The 17,301-nt window shown below is 63.5% G+C and carries 14 protein-coding genes; 4 read left to right on the top strand and 10 right to left on the bottom strand.

What is annotated here, in order from left to right:
- Nucleotides 1-88: 88 nt before the first annotated feature.
- The 4 genes from PW947_RS02000 to PW947_RS01985 all read right to left on the bottom strand — a co-directional run bounded on the left by PW947_RS02000 (nucleotide 89) and on the right by PW947_RS01985 (nucleotide 3,917).
- Nucleotides 89-463: a hypothetical protein gene (locus PW947_RS02000; protein WP_299629195.1), complete on the bottom strand. Its 375-nt coding sequence runs from the start codon at nucleotides 461-463 to the stop codon at nucleotides 89-91.
- A 115-nt stretch (nucleotides 464-578) separates the two neighbouring features.
- Entirely contained in the window at nucleotides 579-1,409 is an 831-nt protein-coding gene (locus PW947_RS01995) for a 3-keto-5-aminohexanoate cleavage protein (protein WP_299629194.1), read from the bottom strand.
- Nucleotides 1,410-1,471: 62 nt separating this feature from the next.
- Entirely contained in the window at nucleotides 1,472-2,803 is a 1,332-nt protein-coding gene (gene shiA, locus PW947_RS01990) for a shikimate transporter (protein WP_299629192.1), read from the bottom strand.
- Nucleotides 2,804-3,050: 247 nt separating this feature from the next.
- Nucleotides 3,051-3,917, bottom strand: coding sequence for a shikimate dehydrogenase (locus PW947_RS01985; protein ID WP_299629190.1), 867 nt, complete (start codon nucleotides 3,915-3,917; stop codon nucleotides 3,051-3,053).
- Between the two features lie 183 nt (nucleotides 3,918-4,100).
- Here PW947_RS01985 and PW947_RS01980 point away from each other — a divergent pair, with 183 nt between their 5' ends.
- Nucleotides 4,101-4,871, top strand: coding sequence for an IclR family transcriptional regulator C-terminal domain-containing protein (locus tag PW947_RS01980; RefSeq protein WP_299629188.1), 771 nt, complete (start codon nucleotides 4,101-4,103; stop codon nucleotides 4,869-4,871).
- 63 nt (nucleotides 4,872-4,934) lie between these two features.
- Here the strand turns inward: PW947_RS01980 and PW947_RS01975 are convergent, their stop codons facing one another.
- A complete protein-coding gene (locus tag PW947_RS01975; RefSeq protein WP_299629186.1) occupies nucleotides 4,935-7,322 on the bottom strand; it encodes a DNA polymerase II in 2,388 nt (795 codons plus the stop codon).
- A gap of 177 nt (nucleotides 7,323-7,499) precedes the next feature.
- Here PW947_RS01975 and PW947_RS01970 point away from each other — a divergent pair, with 177 nt between their 5' ends.
- Together PW947_RS01970 and PW947_RS01965 are read left to right on the top strand one after the other, a co-directional pair.
- The gene (locus tag PW947_RS01970; RefSeq protein WP_299629184.1) at nucleotides 7,500-8,261 is read left to right on the top strand and encodes a 3-oxoacyl-ACP reductase; all 762 of its coding nucleotides are present in this window, start codon (nucleotides 7,500-7,502) and stop codon (nucleotides 8,259-8,261) included.
- Nucleotides 8,262-8,656: 395 nt separating this feature from the next.
- Nucleotides 8,657-10,258, top strand: a complete 1,602-nt coding sequence (locus PW947_RS01965) for a hypothetical protein (protein WP_299629182.1) — start codon at nucleotides 8,657-8,659, stop codon at nucleotides 10,256-10,258.
- Between the two features lie 120 nt (nucleotides 10,259-10,378).
- On the opposite strand, the gene PW947_RS01960 is transcribed toward PW947_RS01965, so the two are convergent.
- The 4 genes from PW947_RS01960 to PW947_RS01945 all read right to left on the bottom strand — a co-directional run bounded on the left by PW947_RS01960 (nucleotide 10,379) and on the right by PW947_RS01945 (nucleotide 14,460).
- Nucleotides 10,379-11,818, bottom strand: a complete 1,440-nt coding sequence (locus PW947_RS01960; RefSeq protein ID WP_299629180.1) for an MFS transporter — start codon at nucleotides 11,816-11,818, stop codon at nucleotides 10,379-10,381.
- A 94-nt stretch (nucleotides 11,819-11,912) separates the two neighbouring features.
- Nucleotides 11,913-13,064: a CaiB/BaiF CoA-transferase family protein gene (locus tag PW947_RS01955; RefSeq protein ID WP_299629178.1), complete on the bottom strand. Its 1,152-nt coding sequence runs from the start codon at nucleotides 13,062-13,064 to the stop codon at nucleotides 11,913-11,915.
- Between the two features lie 8 nt (nucleotides 13,065-13,072).
- Nucleotides 13,073-14,050, bottom strand: a complete 978-nt coding sequence (locus PW947_RS01950; RefSeq protein ID WP_299629176.1) for a hydroxymethylglutaryl-CoA lyase — start codon at nucleotides 14,048-14,050, stop codon at nucleotides 13,073-13,075.
- A 143-nt stretch (nucleotides 14,051-14,193) separates the two neighbouring features.
- The gene (locus PW947_RS01945) at nucleotides 14,194-14,460 is read right to left on the bottom strand and encodes a hypothetical protein (RefSeq protein WP_299629174.1); all 267 of its coding nucleotides are present in this window, start codon (nucleotides 14,458-14,460) and stop codon (nucleotides 14,194-14,196) included.
- A gap of 319 nt (nucleotides 14,461-14,779) precedes the next feature.
- On the opposite strand from PW947_RS01945, the gene PW947_RS01940 reads away from it, so the two are divergent.
- A complete protein-coding gene (locus PW947_RS01940) occupies nucleotides 14,780-15,736 on the top strand; it encodes a DMT family transporter (protein ID WP_299629173.1) in 957 nt (318 codons plus the stop codon).
- An 11-nt stretch (nucleotides 15,737-15,747) separates the two neighbouring features.
- On the opposite strand, the gene PW947_RS01935 is transcribed toward PW947_RS01940, so the two are convergent.
- Complete coding sequence (locus PW947_RS01935; protein ID WP_299629171.1) at nucleotides 15,748-17,250, bottom strand: PLP-dependent aminotransferase family protein; 1,503 nt, start codon at nucleotides 17,248-17,250, stop codon at nucleotides 15,748-15,750.
- Nucleotides 17,251-17,301 lie beyond the last annotated feature (51 nt).

The following is a 17,301-nucleotide window of genomic DNA, read 5'->3' as shown; positions in this document are numbered from 1 at the left end:
TGCATGATCGTCCTTCGCGGATAAATCCGCGCTGCTCCGATTATTAAGTCTTTTTTAAGGTGTTGACAGTTTGACGACCCACTCGCGCTCAGTTCGGCAAGCCGGGTGCTTCGTGCAGTGCGTCGAGATGAGCGCTCAGCGCGTCCTTGAGGCGGACCAGACTCGGCGTCGGCAATGCGAATCCGGTCCAGCCGAAACCCGCATGACGAAACAGCAGCACCGCGCCTTCGTATAGCGGATGTTTCTCCGAGTGCCAGCACGGATCGACTTCCATCAGATATTGATGCGTGCGCGACGGCACGGCGGGGACTTCGGGGCGCATCGACGCGCGGACCGCGGCGAGGTGTTCGATCAGCCGATCGACGTCGTCGGCGGCGAGCAGCACCGAATGCTGCTCGATGCCGACCCGCACCGACGGCGTGCCGTACTGGTTGATGATTTCGACGGACATCGGATGGGACATGGTGCAGCCTCTCTCGTAATCTCGATGAGAGGAGTATCGACCCGCCCGCTGCGATGACGTTTTAAAGAACGCCATCGCAGGATGAAAGATTGTTTAAGAAGCGCGTGGCACCGCGTTAGAGCGGCTTGAGCTTCAGCATGTCGCGCGCCTGTTTCGGCGTTGCGACCGGACGGCCGTATTCGCCGCACAGCTTCGCGACGCGCTCGACCAGTTGCGCATTGCTCGTCGCGAGCGTGTCCTTGTCCCAGCGGACGTTGTCTTCGAGACCGGTGCGGCAATGGCCGCCCATTTCCAGCGTCCAGTGATTCACTTCGAGTTGCGTGCGGCCGATGCCCGCCGCCGTCCACGTTGCGTCCGGCAGCAATGCTTTCAACTGCTTGACCTCGAACTCCAGAATCTCGCGCCGTGCGGGCAGCGCGTTCTTGATGCCGAATACGAACTGCACGTGCACCGGCGATTTCAGCAAACCTTCCTGAACCAGATTCGCCGTTGCATACAGCATGGCCAGATCGAAGATTTCGATTTCGGCTTTTACGTCGTAATCGAGCATCGACTTCGCGAGCGCGCGCACGAAGTCGGGCGGATTCTCGTAGACGGTGGTCGGGAAATTCACCGAGCCCGTTGCCAGCGATGCCATGTCGGGACGCAAATCGAGCATCGCGCCGCGCTGTTCGAACGAGCGGCCGCGACCGCCCGTCGAAAACTGGATGATGATGTCCGGGCAATGCTTGCGAATGCCGTCCTGCAGTTTCTCGAAGCTCGACCGGTCGGAACTGGAATTTTCGTTTTCGTCGCGAACGTGCAGGTGCACCAGTGTCGCGCCGGCTTCATACGCTTCGTGCGTGCTTTCGACCTGCTCGGCGATGGTCACCGGCACCGCCGGGTTGTCCTTCTTGCGGGGCACGGACCCGGTAATTGCAACGGAAATGATGCACGGCGTGGTCATGGTGTGATTCCCTCAGAAGGTTGACTGGTAAAAGCCGGCGAAAACCCGCTTCGCCCACAATCTCAACGCGTTTTCATCTTTGCCGCAACCAGGACAGACAGCAGGCAGCCGATCGCCAGATAGGCCGCCACCGGATGCCACGAGCCGCCCGCGCCGTTGACCAGCGCGACCGCGATAAACGGCGTGAAACCGCCGCCGACCACGCTCGCCACCTGATAGCCGACGCCCGCGCCGCTGTAGCGGAACTCGGTGCCGAACAGTTCGGTGAACATCGGTTGCTGGACGCTGACGACCATGTCGTGCGCGATGTTCGCGAGCATCACCGAGAACACGACGATCCACACCGTCGAACGGGCATCGAGCGCGACGAAGAACGGCACCGCGCTGAACAGGCCGATCAGCGCGCCGGCGATATACACGTTGCGGCGGCCGAAGCGGTCCGCGAGCATCGCGAAGCACGGAATCGTCACGATGCTGACCGCGCCGACCAGCAGGCCGATGTTCAGGAAGAACTGGCGCGGCATGCCGAGATTCGACGTCGAGTAACTGAGCGCGAAGGCGGTCACGATGTACATCGTGAAGAGTTCGGCCAGTCGCAGCGCGATGATCAGCAAGAACGCCTTCGGGTTTTGACGCAATGCCTCGACGATCGGCAGGCGTGCGCGTCGTTGCGCCGCGTGCGCGCGTTGTTGCGGCTTCTCGACCTTCTCGACGAATTCCTTCGACTCGTCCATGCTGGCGCGCACCCACAGCCCGATCAGCACCAGCACCACGCTGAAAATAAACGGAATGCGCCAGCCCCAGACCCTGAACGCTTCGTTGTCCATCACCTGATTGAGCAGCGACACGATGCCCGTCGCGAGCACCAGTCCGACGCCGTAACCGATCTGCACGCCGCTGCTGTAGAACGCTTTCTTCTTTTCAGGCGCGCTTTCGACGGCCATCAATGCCGCGCCGCCCCATTCGCCGCCGACTGCAAAACCCTGGATCGCGCGCAGCGTGACCAGCAGCGCCGGCGCCCACCAGCCGATCGACGCGTAGCTCGGCAACAGGCCGATCAGCGCGGTCGACAGACCCATCATCAGCACGGTCAGCACGAGCATGCGCTTGCGTCCGAGGCGATCGCCGTAGTGGCCGAACACGAAGCCGCCGAGCGGACGGAACAGGAAGCCCACGCCGAACGTGCCGAACGCGGCGAGCGTGCCCATCGCCGGGCTGACCTTCGGGAAAAATTCGCTATTGAAGACGAGTGCGGCAACGATGCCGTACAGCAGGAAGTCGTACCAGTCGACGACCGCGCCGACGAAGCTGCCAAGCGCCGCTTTGCGCGCCCGGTCTTTTTCGTGGCTGGTTCGGGCGGCGTGGGCGTCGGACGTAGGGATTGCAAATGTCATTGAGCGTGTCTCTGATGTCTGATCTTGTGATGTTCTGCGCGGGGATGATGCGGGTGGCGGGCTCAAGAATAGGGACGCGCCGTCGATCGAACAAGGTTTTTGCGCCGCCGAACGTTCGATGATCGAGCGGCGCTGTGCGATTATCGTGCGTTTTTCGGGTTTGCACCGAGCACGCGGGCAATCCGGCTGACAACGCTTTCAATGATTTCCGTCAGCATTTCGCGAGGTTTTTCCGGATGCGACACGGTTACGCGTGGGTCAGTTCGGCCGGAAACAGCAGCGTTCGCAGATACGTATCGTCGGCGCGCACGGCGTCGGCGAGTTCCGGATAGCCGAAGAATTCGAGGTACAGCGGTGTCTGCTGGATCAGCATGTCGAAGCCCGGCTCCGCAGCGAGACTGCGCGCGCGGGCGGCGCGTATCAGCGGCGTCGGCTGATTCTTCATCAGGATGTCGCAGACAGCCGCGTGCGCGTCGATTGCCGCGACCTCGACCGGGACGGGATCGTCCGCTTTCAGACCGAGCGGCGTCGCGTTGACGATCAGATCGAAGCCGCGCGGATCGTTATTGGCGGCGGCATTCGCCTTGATGCCGAAGCTCCGTTCGAGCACCGCCGCGAGCGCATGCGCTTTCGGATGATCCGGGTCGTACAGGCTGATCTGCGCGGCGCCGCGCGCGGCCATCGCGGTCGATACCGCCGCCGCCGCGCCACCCGCACCGATGATCAGCACGCGACGCCCGACATACGCGATATTCGCGCGATCGAGCAAACCGGTGAATCCCGCGCCGTCGAACAGATCGCCTTCGATTTCGCCCGCCGCATTGCGACGCACCGCGTTGACCGCGTTCGCCGCGGTCGCGACCTGCGAGCAGCGATCGAGCGTCGAGACCGCCATCGATTTATGCGGAATAGACAGCGAAATGCCGCCGACGCTCGGCGAATCGAGCAACGCCCGCAACGTCGTGTCGAGCCGCGCGGCGCTCACGCGCAACGGCACCATCGCCGCGTCGATGCCGTGTCGCGCGAACACGGCGTTGAACACTTCAGGCGCGCGCACCTGATCGATAGGGTCGGCAATGCAGAAGAACACACGCGTCGAACCGGTTACGTTCATCACAACTCCAAGGCTGGCAAGCTACAGGACGAGGGGCAAGGACCGCGAACCGGCAAACCGGCAGCGAATCCAGTGGCGCCCAGTGTAGGAGCAATTCACACACCTTCCCAACCAGCAAGCTCGTGAAATGCGCGATAATCGCCCGTCTTGATCCGTTAAACGCGCCAAACAAGGGTTTTTGCTATGAGCCGACCGCCGCTGGATAAGCGCGACTGGATCGCCGGTCTGGAGAAAGGCCTGTCGGTTCTGGAATCGTTCGACAACGAGCACGCGCGGATGACGCCGAGTCAGGCCGCGACCCGCACCGGCATGACGCGCACCGCCGCGCGCCGTTATCTGTTGACGCTCGAACATCTCGGCTACGTGCAGGGCGACGGCAAGATGTTCTGGCTGACGCCGCGTGTGTTGCGGGTCGGCTGGTCGTATTTCGATTCCGCGCGTCTGCCGAAAACGGTGCAACCATACTTGCAGCAACTGAGCGCGACGATCAACGAATCGGTCTATGTCAGCGTGCTCGACGAATGGGAACTGGTGTTTATCGCCCGCAACGGCACGTCGCGCGTGATGACGACCGGCTTCGTGCTCGGCGCGCGGATGCCGGCGCCGCTGACGTCGCCGGGGATCGTTCTGCTCGCGCACGAACCCGACGGCGACGCCGTGCGCGACTGGCTCGAACGCGCGGATCTGCCGCCGTTCACGCCGCATACGCTGACCAACAAGGAGCGGTTGTTCGAGAAGATCCGGCGCGCGCAGGCCGACGGGTTCGCGGTGATCGAACAGCAGTTGCAGATCGGCGTGCGCGGCGTCGCCGTGCCGGTGAAGAACCGTCATGGCGAAGTGGTCGCCGCGTTGAGCACCAATATGCCGCTCGGCACCGAAACCACCGAAGCCGCGCTCAATCGCGTGTTGCGTCCGCTTCAGGAAACCGCGCTGGCGATGCTGAACGCGCTTTGAGCGCGAATGTGAATGTGAATGTGCATGTGCGCGCGATGTGCGTCTGAGGCCGCGCGCAGGCGCTTAGAACAGCCGTGTCTGTCGGCTCGTCAGCGTCTGAAAATCGTCGTTGAGCAGCGGCAGGATCGCGTCCGCGACCGGCTGCAATTGCCGCGTCAGATAGTGCTCGTAGTCGATCTCGGCGCGCAACGTTTCGAGCGGCTCCGGGCCCGCCGTCGTCATCACGTAACTGATCCAGCCGCCGCTCTGATATTGCAGCGAACGCCCCTGTTTGCGATTGAATTCGTCGGCGGTGCGCGCGGCGCGCACATGCGGCGGCACGTTGCGTTCGTAGTCGCCGAGCGGACGGCGCAGGCGCTTGCGATACACCAGCAGATCGTCGAACTCGCCGTCGAGCGTACGGTTCACGTAATCGCGGATGTAATCCTGATACGGCTCTTCGTTGAAGATGCGCCGGTACAACTCCTGCTGAAAGCGCTGCGCGAGCGGCGTCCAGTCGGTGCGCACGGTTTCGAGTCCTTTGTAGACGACTTCGTCGCTGCCGTCGGGCAGGCGCGTGAGTCCCGCGTAGCGCTTCTTGCTGCCTTCGTCGGTGCCGCGAATGGTCGGCATGAAGAAGCGCCGGTAATGCCGCTCGAATTGCAGTTCGAGCGCGCTGTCGAGCCCGAACCGTTCGCGCACATGCGCCTGCCACCAGCGGTTGATGTGCGCGACCAGCGCGCGGCCGATCTGCGCGGCGTCGTCCTCGCTGCGCGCGTGCTTGAGCCAGACGAAGGTGGAGTCGGTGTCACCGTAGATCACTTCGTAGCCTTGCGCTTCGATCAGTTCGCGAGTCCGGTGCATGATTTCATGGCCGCGCATCGTGATCGACGACGCGAGGCGCGGATCGAAAAAGCGGCAACCGGTGGAGCCGAGCACGCCGTAAAACGCGTTCATGATGATTTTCAGCGCCTGCGACAACGGCGCGTTCTTCTGACGCTTCGCGGCTTCGCGTCCTTCCCAGACCTTGCCGACGATCGCGGGCAGACAATGCGTGGTCCGCGAAAAGCGCGCGCCCAGAAAACCCGGCACGGAATCGGCGTCGTCCGGATGGCGCAGGCCTTCGATCAGTCCGACCGGGTCGATCAGAAACGTGCGGATGATCGACGGATACAGGCTTTTATAGTCGAGCACGAGCACCGAATCGTAGAGGCCCGGCCGCGAATTCATCACGAAGCCGCCGGGGCTGTTCGCGCCCGTCACGTCGCCGAGATTCGGCGCGACGAAACCTGCCCGATGCATGCGCGGCAAATACAGATGCGTGAACGCCGCCACCGATCCGCCGCTGCGATCCGCGGGCAAGCCGGTGACGGTCGCACGTTCGAGCAGGAACGACAGCAACTCGGTTTTCTCGAAGATGCGCGTGACCAGTTCGCAGTCTTTCAGGTTGTAGATCGCGAGCGCGGGCTTGTCTTCGTCGAAGCGCCGCTGGATTTCGTCCATCCGCTGATACGGATTGCCGATCGCCTTGCCTTCGCCGAGCACTGCCTGCGCGACGTATTCGAGGCTGAACGACGGAAAGCTCCACGTCGCCGATCGCAAGGCCTCGATCCCGTCGATGATCAGACGGCCCGGCGCGCTCGCGAAGAAGTGGTTCTGCTGCATGCCGTGCTCGCGCCATTCCATCACGCTGCCGCCCCGGCCGATCCGCAACGGCACCCGATATTTCTCCGAATGCTCGCGCAGCACGCGCAAGTCGAACTGCACGACGTTCCAGCCGATCAGCGCGTCCGGGTCGTGCCGCGCGAACCAGTCGTTGAGCCGTTCGAGCATCTGCGCGCGGGTGTCGCAATATTCGAAGTCGAAATCGATGCCGGGGTGCTGCGGGTCGCCGTTGGGCGGACCGAGCATATAAACCTGCCGCTGTCCGCAGCCTTCGAGCGCGATCGAATACAGGTCGCCGCGCTCGCTGGTTTCGATGTCGAGCGACACGAGTTTCAGCGTCGGGCGATAGCCGTCGGCGGGTTTCATATCGGCGTTGTGGAGCGTCGCGGCGGGGTCGTCGTCGTTGCCGGAAAGCTCGCCGCTGAACATGACCGGCGCGGTGATGAAGCGCTCCATCATGTAGCGGTCGGGCGGAAAAATATCGGCCTCGTAGACATCCACGCCCGCGCGCCGCAAGCGCTTGTCGAGCGCGGTCAACTGACGATAGTGCGGGCAATACAAGCCCAGCACCGGCCGGTGATGAAAGTCAGTCAGGCCGAGCGGGCGCAGTTCCGCGTGCGATTCGCGTCGCAAGATCGTCTCGGCCAGCGGCCGGTGTTCAGCCGGAATAAACGCCACCGACGGCTGCGCGCGCAGACGCAGATGACGCGGTCCGCGTGCGGTCGCCAGCCAGAACTCGACTTCCGTGCCGTCGCCGGTGTCGCGCCATTGCCGGGTCAAGATGAATCCCTGTTCCCACTCGGTCAAGCCAGATCCTTCGTTCGATTCGATTCGTATCGTCGCGATTTTACTGGCTGCGCGGCTTCGCGACCGCGCATGACAACGACCACGCCCGCGACCACGCGCAATAGGGCCATTGCGCCGCGCGTGCGACGTGCGCGCGATAATCCGCCCTTTAGCGTTTTATCGAACCGGAGAATCACGATGCAACTGGCGAAACAGTGGGTGCTGGTGACGGGCGGCGCGCGCGGCCTTGGCGCGCATATCACGCGGGCGTTGGCACGCGAAGGCGCGGGCGTGATCGTCAACTATCTGCGCAGCGACGCCGAAGCGCGCCGTCTCGCGGACGAACTCGGCCCGCGCGTGTTGCCGCTGCAAGCCGACGTCACCGACCCGGACGCGGTGCGCCGCCTGTTCGATGCCGCGCAGGCGCAGACCGGCGAACCGGTTGTGTCGGTGGTGAACAATGCGCTGGTCGAGTTCAGCTTCGACGGCGACGCGCGCCCGAAGATCGGCGATATCGCGTGGGCGCGTTTTCAACAGCAGATCGACGGCGCGCTCAAGGGTGCGCTGAACACCACGCAGGCCGCGTTGCCGGGTATGCGCTCGCGCGGCTTCGGGCGGATCGTCAATGTCGGCACGAACCTGTTCCAGAATCCCGTCGTTCCTTATCACGATTACACTGCGGCGAAGGCTGCGTTGCTGTCGTTGACGCGCACCGCGTCGAACGATCTCGGACCGGACGGCATCACCGTCAATATGGTCTCGGGCGGATTGCTGCGGACCACCGACGCCAGCGCCGCCACGCCGGAAGCCGTGTTCGATATGGTGGCGGGTTTCACACCGTTGCGACGCGTGACGACGCCGGAAGAATTCGCCGATGCCGTGCTGTTTTTCCTGTCGCCGTGGGCGCGCGCGGTGACGGGGCAAAACCTGATTGTCGATGGTGGGTTGGTGAAGGGCTGAACACCGTTGCAATTCGTGGCGCCGCGATGATGCGGCGCCACGTCGATCCCCACGGTTCCGATTGCGAAAATCGGGCTGCTATTTTTTGCGAATACGGAATCGATCGGGGAATACGAGGTAAGTGCCTACCGGAGTACAGGTTTAATTGCGGATGGATTAACCCGGGATTCATATAAAAAATGCGGCGTTAAATCAATCCGATTCTCGCGGCATCTCGCGGCACGATGGTGCGCTGGCGCACAAAGATGCTGCGCCCCCGCTCGGCACACTGGATGCCCACGTGATCCGACAGCCGTTTTAAACCATCACGTTTAGAAGATCGCGCATGCGCGACAGTCGAGCCGTGCGCGTCGATTAAATCCAGGAGTGCGGACGAGACAAACGGAGGCTTGACGATGCCTTTTCTGAACGTAGATCCCGATTCATATCACCCGATTATCTATATTCGCGGTTTCGCGATGAATCAGGCCGATATCGATGAAACCACGGCCGATCCTTTTTGCGGATTCAACGTAGGTTCGACGGTTTATCGCGCGCGTCCGAGTCCGGCTGCGCCCGCGCGTTTCGTATTCGAGTCGCCGGTGATGCGGCTTGTCACCGAGCATAACTATGCGAATGTGATCAGCCAGGGGCTGGATCTGAGTAGCGCGACGTTCAATGCAGATATTCCGCGTCGCTCGATTATCGTGCATCACTACTACGACCAGGCGTCGGAACTGCTCGGCGATGGCAAGACGCCGTCGATTACCCAATTCGCGGAAGACCTCGATATGCTGATCGCCCGGCTATACGACCGGGTCATAACCGGTCTGGACGGCTATCAGGATAAAGATCGGGATTTCCGCTGCTATCTGGTTGCGCATTCGATGGGCGGTCTGGTTGCGCGGACGTTTCTGCAAAATCCAGGTCTCAGGCGCGACCCACGTAATATGCGCGGTCGCGTGCTGAAACTGTTCACCTACGCGACGCCGCACAACGGCATCGACTTCGGTGGTTTCAACGTTCCGTCGTTTCTTCGAAGCCACGAAATCGATACGTTCAATCGCGACGAAATGGCGGACTATCTCGATCTCGACGCACGCTTTCACGCGACGAAATCGGTGGCATGGATACCGCAATCCAGTCTGGCCGCCAGCCAGATATTTACGTTGATTGGCACCAACCGGCAAGACTATGAGGTTGCGCTAGGACTGTCGCGAACCTTCGTCGGAAAAGGGAGCGATGGGCTCGTGAAAATCGAGAATGCCAGCCTGACCGGTTTCAATAACGAGAATGCGATCGAAGAGCCGTGCGCGAAGGCGTTCGTATTCAGAAGCCATTCGGGGTTCTTCGGCATCGTCAATAGCGAAGAGGGGTATCAGAATCTTCAACGCTTTTTGTTCGGCGATTACCGCGTGGATATCTGGCTCGATGTCAATGACGTCACACTGCCGCCAGGCGATCTGGCGACGGCCGATGCAGCGGGCACGCTAGACGGTAGTTATCCGGTCGAACTGATCGTGTCGATCAGAAACAAGCCGTGGTTCCTGACGCGCCGTGTTGCTGTCGAAGACTCCGCCGCTGTATTCGAACATCACGATCTCCGGGTTGACCCCAAGCCGACGCCACCTGTTTCGAAAGCGCTATCGACGGTATTTCTCGCCAATTGGGGGAAAAAAGACCCCGACAATCCGACGGTTGCGTACCGGATGCAACTCAGTGTGCTGATGCCCGATTATCAGATCGACAAGCGCGACGCATCCGACAACCAGTATGAGGGCAGCAAGATATTCAGCGGCGCGGCAATCATCGAACTGAAAACCGATGTCGTGCCGTGGACCGCGACGTACTGGTGGGAAAGCGAAGCGCCGGGGTCGAGTGCGCCGCCGGTCGTGCGGCCGCTGACGCTCACGCCGGCGCCGACCGGCAACACACTGATAGCGACGATTCCGGTGCAGAGCGGCGGCGCGGTGAAGATCGACGCGACCATCAGGCTGATTGCCAGCAAGTGGAGTTGACAGCGCACGGTGCGCTGAAGTTACGCTGACCTCGTCTCGAGAGCGGCGAAGCAGGGCTGACTCAAGCTGCGATCAAAGCCCCGCTTCGCTGCCCCGTTCGGGCGGCGATCAACGCCTCCGTCATTCGCACAACTCCTCCAGCCTGCGCCCGTTCGTCTTCGGCCCGAAACCGCCGATCGAAACCATCACCACCAGCATGCAGACCGTGATGCCGGTGAACACGCCCACCACGCCGAATTCGCGCAGCAGATGGGCGATGATGAAGCCCGACATCATCGCGCCGATCCGGCTTGCCGAGTACACGATACCGTTCGCGCGACAGCGCACGCCGGTCGGGAACAACTCGGCCTGATACGCGTGATAGCACACCGAAATGGTCTGTCCCGCGAGGCTGATCAGCACGCCGAAGACGATCAGCGGCACGACCGCTTTCATCTGCGCGAACAGCACGCCGAATACGATCACCGCCAGCGCCGCCGACACGATCAGCCACTTGCGCTGGATCTTGTCCGCATAGAGCAGCGCGAGCATCGGCCCGACCGGCAATGCAATCGCAATCACGAACGAATACAGCAGGCTTTTGGTCACGGTGATGCCCTGACCGATCAGCAAGGTCGGCACCCAGTTGGCGAAGCCGTAATAGCCGATCGCCTGACAGAAGTTGAACACGATCAGCATGATCAGCCGCGACCGGTAAGGCGGTTGCAGCAATTCCGCAAACGATGCGCGACGGTGCGCGGGTTGCTCGACGCCCGGTTGCGGCGGCGGCAACGGCCGGCCGGATTCGCGCTCCGCATACGCTTCCATCGACTGCACGACGCTTTCGGCCTGTTTGACGCGGTCGTGCGTGGCGAGCCAGCGCGGACTTTCCGGCACCGCGCGACGCACGAACCACACGACGATCGCACCGGCCGACCCCGCCAGCACCACCCAGCGCCAGCCGTCGATGCCGAACAGCGTGGTCGGCACCAGCCAGTACGACAGGATCGCGGCGACCGGCGCGGCGGCGAACATCACCATCTGGTTGAACGCCATCGCGCGGCCGCGCATGTGTTGCGGCACGAGTTCGGTCACGTAGCTGTCGATCGTGACGATCTCGATGCCGACGCCGATGCCGGTGATGAAGCGCCACAGGATCACGCTTTCCGGCGTGGTCTGAAACGCCATGATCGCCGAGCCGATCGAATACCACAGCAGCGAAAACGTGAAGACGACACGGCGTCCGTAACGGTCCGGCAACCAGCCGAATCCGAAGGTGCCGACGAACAGCCCGGCGAAGGTCGCGGCGATAAAACCGGCCATGCCCTGAAAGCCGAAGAACGCGGCCGTCGTGGTTTTCAGCAGACCGCTTTTGGCCATGCCGGGCGCGATGTAGCCGGTAAAGATCAGGTCATAGACTTCGAAGAAACCGCCGAGCGATATCAGCAGGACGAGTATCCACAGATGCCGCGTGCCGGGCAGACGGTCCATGCGCGCGGACAGCGCCGCAGCCGCGCTGTTGCCCGCAAGCTGGGCGGGCGCATCGAGCGGACGAAGCGCCGCCGTGACGGAAGATTGCATCGTTGTCTCCTAAGTGATGCGTCGGGTCTGGTTTTTTATCGCCCGATGGCGCGGTGCTGTGTACGCGGGTCGGAATGCGCGTGCTGCGCAGCCGCTACGTGGTCACGCGGCTTTTCAGACGCGCGAGGATTTCCTGCGTGTGCTCGCCGACTTTCGCCAGCGCGTGACGCACGCCGGGCCGGCGGCCGCCCATCGTCAGCGGCAACAGCACGACATCGGTGATGCTGCCGTCGTCGGTTTCCATCGGCACGAGGCCGCCGCTCGCTTTCAGATGCGGATCGTCGAGCAGTTGATCGGGACGCACGATCGGTGCATACGGAATGCCGTTCTGTTCGAGCTTCGCCGACAGCTGATCCGCGCGATGGTCCTTCAGGATTTCGGCGAGGCGCGCGAGCAGTTCGGGTCGCAGCGCGACCCGCAGCGCGTTGTTCGCGAAGCGCGGCTCGGCGGCGAGGTCGGGGCGCTGCAACACGTCGCACAGCGTGACGAACTGCTTGTCGCTGACCGCGCCGATAAACAGCTGTTCGCCGCCCGCCAGCGTGAACACGTCGTAGACGCTCCACGCCGACACGCGCGACGGCATCGGCGGCGGCGGCTCGTGCGTCATCGCGTATTGCTGCATATGCTGCGCGCTGAGAAACACGCAGTTTTCGAACAGCGCGCTTTGCACTTCCTGGCCGCAGCCGGTCGCCTCGCGTTCGCGCAGCGCCGCGAGCACGCCGATCGCGCCGAACATCCCACCCATGATGTCGTTGACGGAGGTGCCCGCGCGCAGCGGACGGCCTTCCGGTCCGGTCATGTACGACAGGCCGCCCATCATCTGCACGACTTCGTCGAGCGCGAGACGCTTTTCATACGGACCGGGCAGGAAGCCCTTGTGCGACACGTAGATCAGACGCGGATATTTCTCCGACAGACTGGCGTAGTCGAGCCCGAGCCGGTTCATCAGGCCAGGGCGGAAATTTTCCAGCATCACGTCGCACTGGCCGATCAGTTCATCGGCGGCGGCGAGTCCGTCCGGCGTGTTGATGTCGAGCACGACGCTCTTTTTGTTGCGATTGAACGACCGGAAAAAACCAATGCCGAGGCCCGGCAGCGTGCGGGTCTTGTCGCCGCCGGGCGGCTCGACCTTGATGACTTCCGCGCCGAGATCCGCGAGGATCATCCCGCAGGTCGGGCCCATCACCATGTGCGTGAATTCGACGACGCGCACGCCATCGAGCGGGAGACGGTTGCTTGTGCTCATGTGAAACCTCAGGCGTTGACAGCGGAATGGAGGGGCGCGACGTCCGGCGACGCGGCGAGGGTGCGCGCGGGAAAAGTCCTTGGCAGTCCGGCAAGCGACAACGTGCCGTGCAGGTTCTCGCCGTCGAGCCATTGCGCGACCTTCGCGCGCAATGCCAGCAAGCGTTCGATATCGATGCCGGTGTCGATGCCCATATCGGCGAGCATGAATGCGAGGTCTTCGCTCGATGCGTTGCCGCTCGCGCCCGGCGCATGCGGACAGCCGCCGATGCCCGCGAGCGTGGCATCGAAACGGGCCACGCCGGTGTCGAGCGCCGCATAGACGTTGGCGAGCGCGAGGCCGCGCGTGTCGTGAAAGTGGCCGCACCAGAAGCGTTCGCCGGCGAGCGCACGGGCCTTGTCGAACAGCTCGCGGACAGCGGCGGGATTCGCATAACCGACGGTATCGGCGATGCTGACGCGATCGGCGCCTGCGTCGAGCAAGGCCTGCATGCAGCGCAGCACTTCGCGCTGATCGACCGCACCTTGCAGCGTGCAGCCGAAGGCCGTGCCGATACCGCCTTCGATCAGCGTGGTCGAACCGGCGGCGTCGCGTGCCGCGCGAATCCGCGCGACTTCGGCGATGACTTCGTCCGGCGTTTTACGGAGATTGGCGAGACTGTGCGCGTGACTCGCGGACAGCGGCACGAGCAGAAGATCGGCGTGTGCGTCGATCGCGCGTTCGGCGCCTTTCAGATTCGGCACCAGCACCGACACGAACAGGCCGGGCAGCGTCTTCGCGAAATCGAGTAGTTCGGCGGTGTCCGCGAGTTGCGGCAGCAGACGGGCGGGGACGAACGAACCGACTTCGATTTCGCGTTGCCCGGCGTCGTACGCATCGCGGATCCATTCGATCTTGCGCGCGGTGGGCAACGTGGTCTGAATGCTTTGCAGGCCGTCGCGCAAACCGACTTCCCGGATGACGACCTTCGTGGGGAACGAGGGCATAAGTCTGTCTCCTGATGATTCCGCCAGTCGTTTCGATGCTGGCGTGGAGTGACTTTAGACTTTCCGGGAAGTTGTTAAAGCGGTATTTCGGAACGTCGACGATTCCAGGTGGGAAACGCTGGGATGGTCGGACGACGTGGCGATCAGCCGTTCGACGGCTCGGCCGGCATGCGCGCGGCGCCTTCCAGGAAGCGGCGGGTCGCTTCGAACGATTGCAGCATCTGGTCGGGCCACGGCGTTTGCAGCATCACCGCCTGATGGTTTTCGAAGGCGGACGTCAGGGTTTTTGCGAGTTCGGGCGATTGCAGGTGACGCAGCACGACGCTTAGCGCGATGGCGGTCGCCTGGCTGGCGCCCGCGGTTTGCAATTCCGACGTGGTGAGGGCGGCGAGTTGCTTCGAGATGTCCATGGTTTCTCCGTGTGGATGCGAGGATGTGGGGGGCGAGCGGAGCGGGCGAGTCGAAGAAGCGACGGGCTGGCGGGCCTTGGCCGTCGCCGCCCGCTTCGCGAAAAACCGGGATTTTGACACGAGCGACGCTTTCTCCGGCGCGCGCCGTGTGCGTTGTCACTGGATTGCGCCGGATTGGGCCGGATTGGGCCGGATTGCGCGGGATCGAGCCAATCGCATTGCATCGGCGCTAGTGCGGAAAGATTACGGCTTGTATGATTTCGCGATACGGTCGGCTGCCCGATCGACGCTCGACTGCCCCTGCCTCGCAAGGAGACCGATGCCGCGCCCGCTGCCTTTACAAAAATTCTTCCCGTGGCCGGCGGACAGCGCGGAGGCCGGCATCGCGCTGATGCTGCTGACGACCGCGACCTTCGCGGGCAGCGATTCGATCGTCAAAGGCATCGGTTCGGCGGTGCCGATCGTCGCGCTGTTGTGGGTGCGCTATCTGTTTCAGGCGGTCGTGCTCGGCGTCTGGCAGGTCCGGCGCGGTCTCGACGCATTCCGCAACGCGCGTCCGGTGAAACTGCAAATCCTGCGCGCGTTTCTGTTGCTGCTCAATTCGGCCAGCACCTTCGCCGGTCTGCGCTATCTGCCGTTGCCCGTCACCACGTCGCTCGCGATGATGGCGCCGCTGATCACGACCCTGCTCGCCGCGACCATCCTCAACGAAGCCGTGCCGCGCAGCAAATGGGCGCTGGTGATTCTCGGCTTTATCGGCATGTTGATGGTGGTGCGGCCCGGCAGCGGCGAATTCACGTGGACGGTCGTGTTCCCGATTGCCGCCGCGACGACCTTCGCGTGCTTCCAGGTCGTGTCGAGCAAACTGTCGAAAACCGGCGATCCGGTCACCACCAACTTCATCACCGCGCTGGTCGCCACGGTCGCGCTGACCGTGCTGGTGTGGGCCGATCAGAACAGCGTGCTGCCCGAAATCGGCAACGTGCGGTTCGGTAGCTGGATGGCCGTGCTCGCGATGGCGTCGGTGGCGACTTTCGGTCAGATGATGATGTTGCAGGCGTTGCGCCGCACGCCGCTCGCGGTGCTGACGCCGTTCGGCTACGCGCAGCTCGCGTTCGCGACGCTTTATAGCTGGATGTTTTTCGGGCAGGTGCCGGACTTCTGGATGGCGGCGGGTATGTGCGTGATCGCGATCAGCGGGATCGGCACGGTGATGCTGCACGGGCGTTCGCGCACGAGTCCGGGCGCATCGCCCGCGACGGGCGAAGTGGATTGACGTAACGCCACTCAGCGCGCGTCGAGCTGCGCAACGCAGCTTTGCAGCCGCATCAACGCGGCATCCAGCATCGGCGCATCCATATGGCCATATGCGAGCAGCACGCCGCGCGCGTCGATGTCGCCAGTGGCGAAATCGACGACCCGATCGAACACCACGCCACTGTCACGCAACGCGGTCTGCAAGCGCAGATCGAAGTCGTGCGTGCGGCCGCGAATCACGACATGCACGCCGCCGTCGTCGCCGAGCAGTTCGAGCCGGGCGTCGTCCAGCGCGTCGAACCGCGCGCGGATCGACGCGCGCAAGGACGCGTAGTGACGGCGGATCCGCCGCAGATGCCGGTCCAGTTCGCCGGACACCAGCAACGCCTCGACGATCTTTTGCGCGGGCCACGAGACATGCATACGCTCGCGTTCGACACAGGCCGCCAGCGCGTCGGCGGCGTCGGGCGGCGCGGCGATAAAGCCGAGCCGTAACGACGGGCTCACCGCTTTCGCGAACGTGCTCAGCAGCAAGGTGCTGTCGGGCGCGTGGCTGAACAGCGGCGGATGGTCGGTGCCCGCGTAGTTGAACTCGCAGTCGTACTCGTTCTCCAGAATCAACGTGCCGCCCGCGCGCGCGGCGTCGATCAGCGTGCGGCGGCGCGGTCCGGACAGACGTGCGCCCATCGGATACTGATGAGTCGGCGTGACGTGCAGCATCACCGGCGACACGTCGCCATCAAAGGCCGGTTCGACGCACAAGCCGTGCGCATCGACGGGCACATGGACGGTCGATGCGTCCGCGCTGTCGAACGCAAGCGTCGCGCCCGCGTAACCGGGGTTCTCGGCGACGCAGCGGTCGCCGCTTTGCAGCAGCGTGCGCGCGATCAGGTGCAGCGCCTGGCCGGTGCCGTGCGTGACGACGATCTGCGCGGCCGTCACGCGCACCGACCGATGCTGCTGCAACCAGTCGGCAATCGCCTGACGCAACGACGCGTCGCCGCGCGGATCGCCATAGCCTTGCGGCGGTAACGTGCGGCCCGCCTCGCGACACGCGGCGCGCCACGCATCGATCGGTAACGCGCGCGCGTTGGCCTGACCAGGCCGCCAGTCGAACGCGGCGTGCGTCGGCGCATCGGCTGGCTGCGCTGCGTCAGGTCGATTCCGCCGCACGGAATGACGCTGCAACGCGGTCGGCGGCGGTGTTTCGCGCGGTGCGTTCGTGACCGGCGACGCTGCGCCCGGCGTCGCGTCGCCGGTCACGAACGTGCCGCGCCGTCCGCGTCCTTCGAGCAGACCGTCGGCGATCAGTTCGTCGTAAGCATCGACGATGCTGTTGCGCGCGACGCCGAGCCGTCGGGCCAGTTCGCGCGTCGGCGGCAGCCGCGTGCCGCGCCGCAGTGCGCCGCTGTCGATGCGCGCTTTCAACTGCCGGGCGATGCGCCGGAATGCCGGGCCGTCGCTGTGACCGCTGCTGGCGGCGAGGTCGGTGTCGATGTCGAGGAGGGCGGCGGGATGCGTACGCGAATCCATAAGCGGTCGAAAATCGTCGAGTTTTGGTTCTTCAAAAATGGCTGGAAAAGC

This window comes from Paraburkholderia sp., assembly GCF_028283785.1.
Classification (GTDB): domain Bacteria; phylum Pseudomonadota; class Gammaproteobacteria; order Burkholderiales; family Burkholderiaceae; genus Paraburkholderia.
The sequence above is the reverse complement of the archived record's forward strand: the minus strand, read 5'-3'. Positions and strand labels throughout refer to the sequence as shown.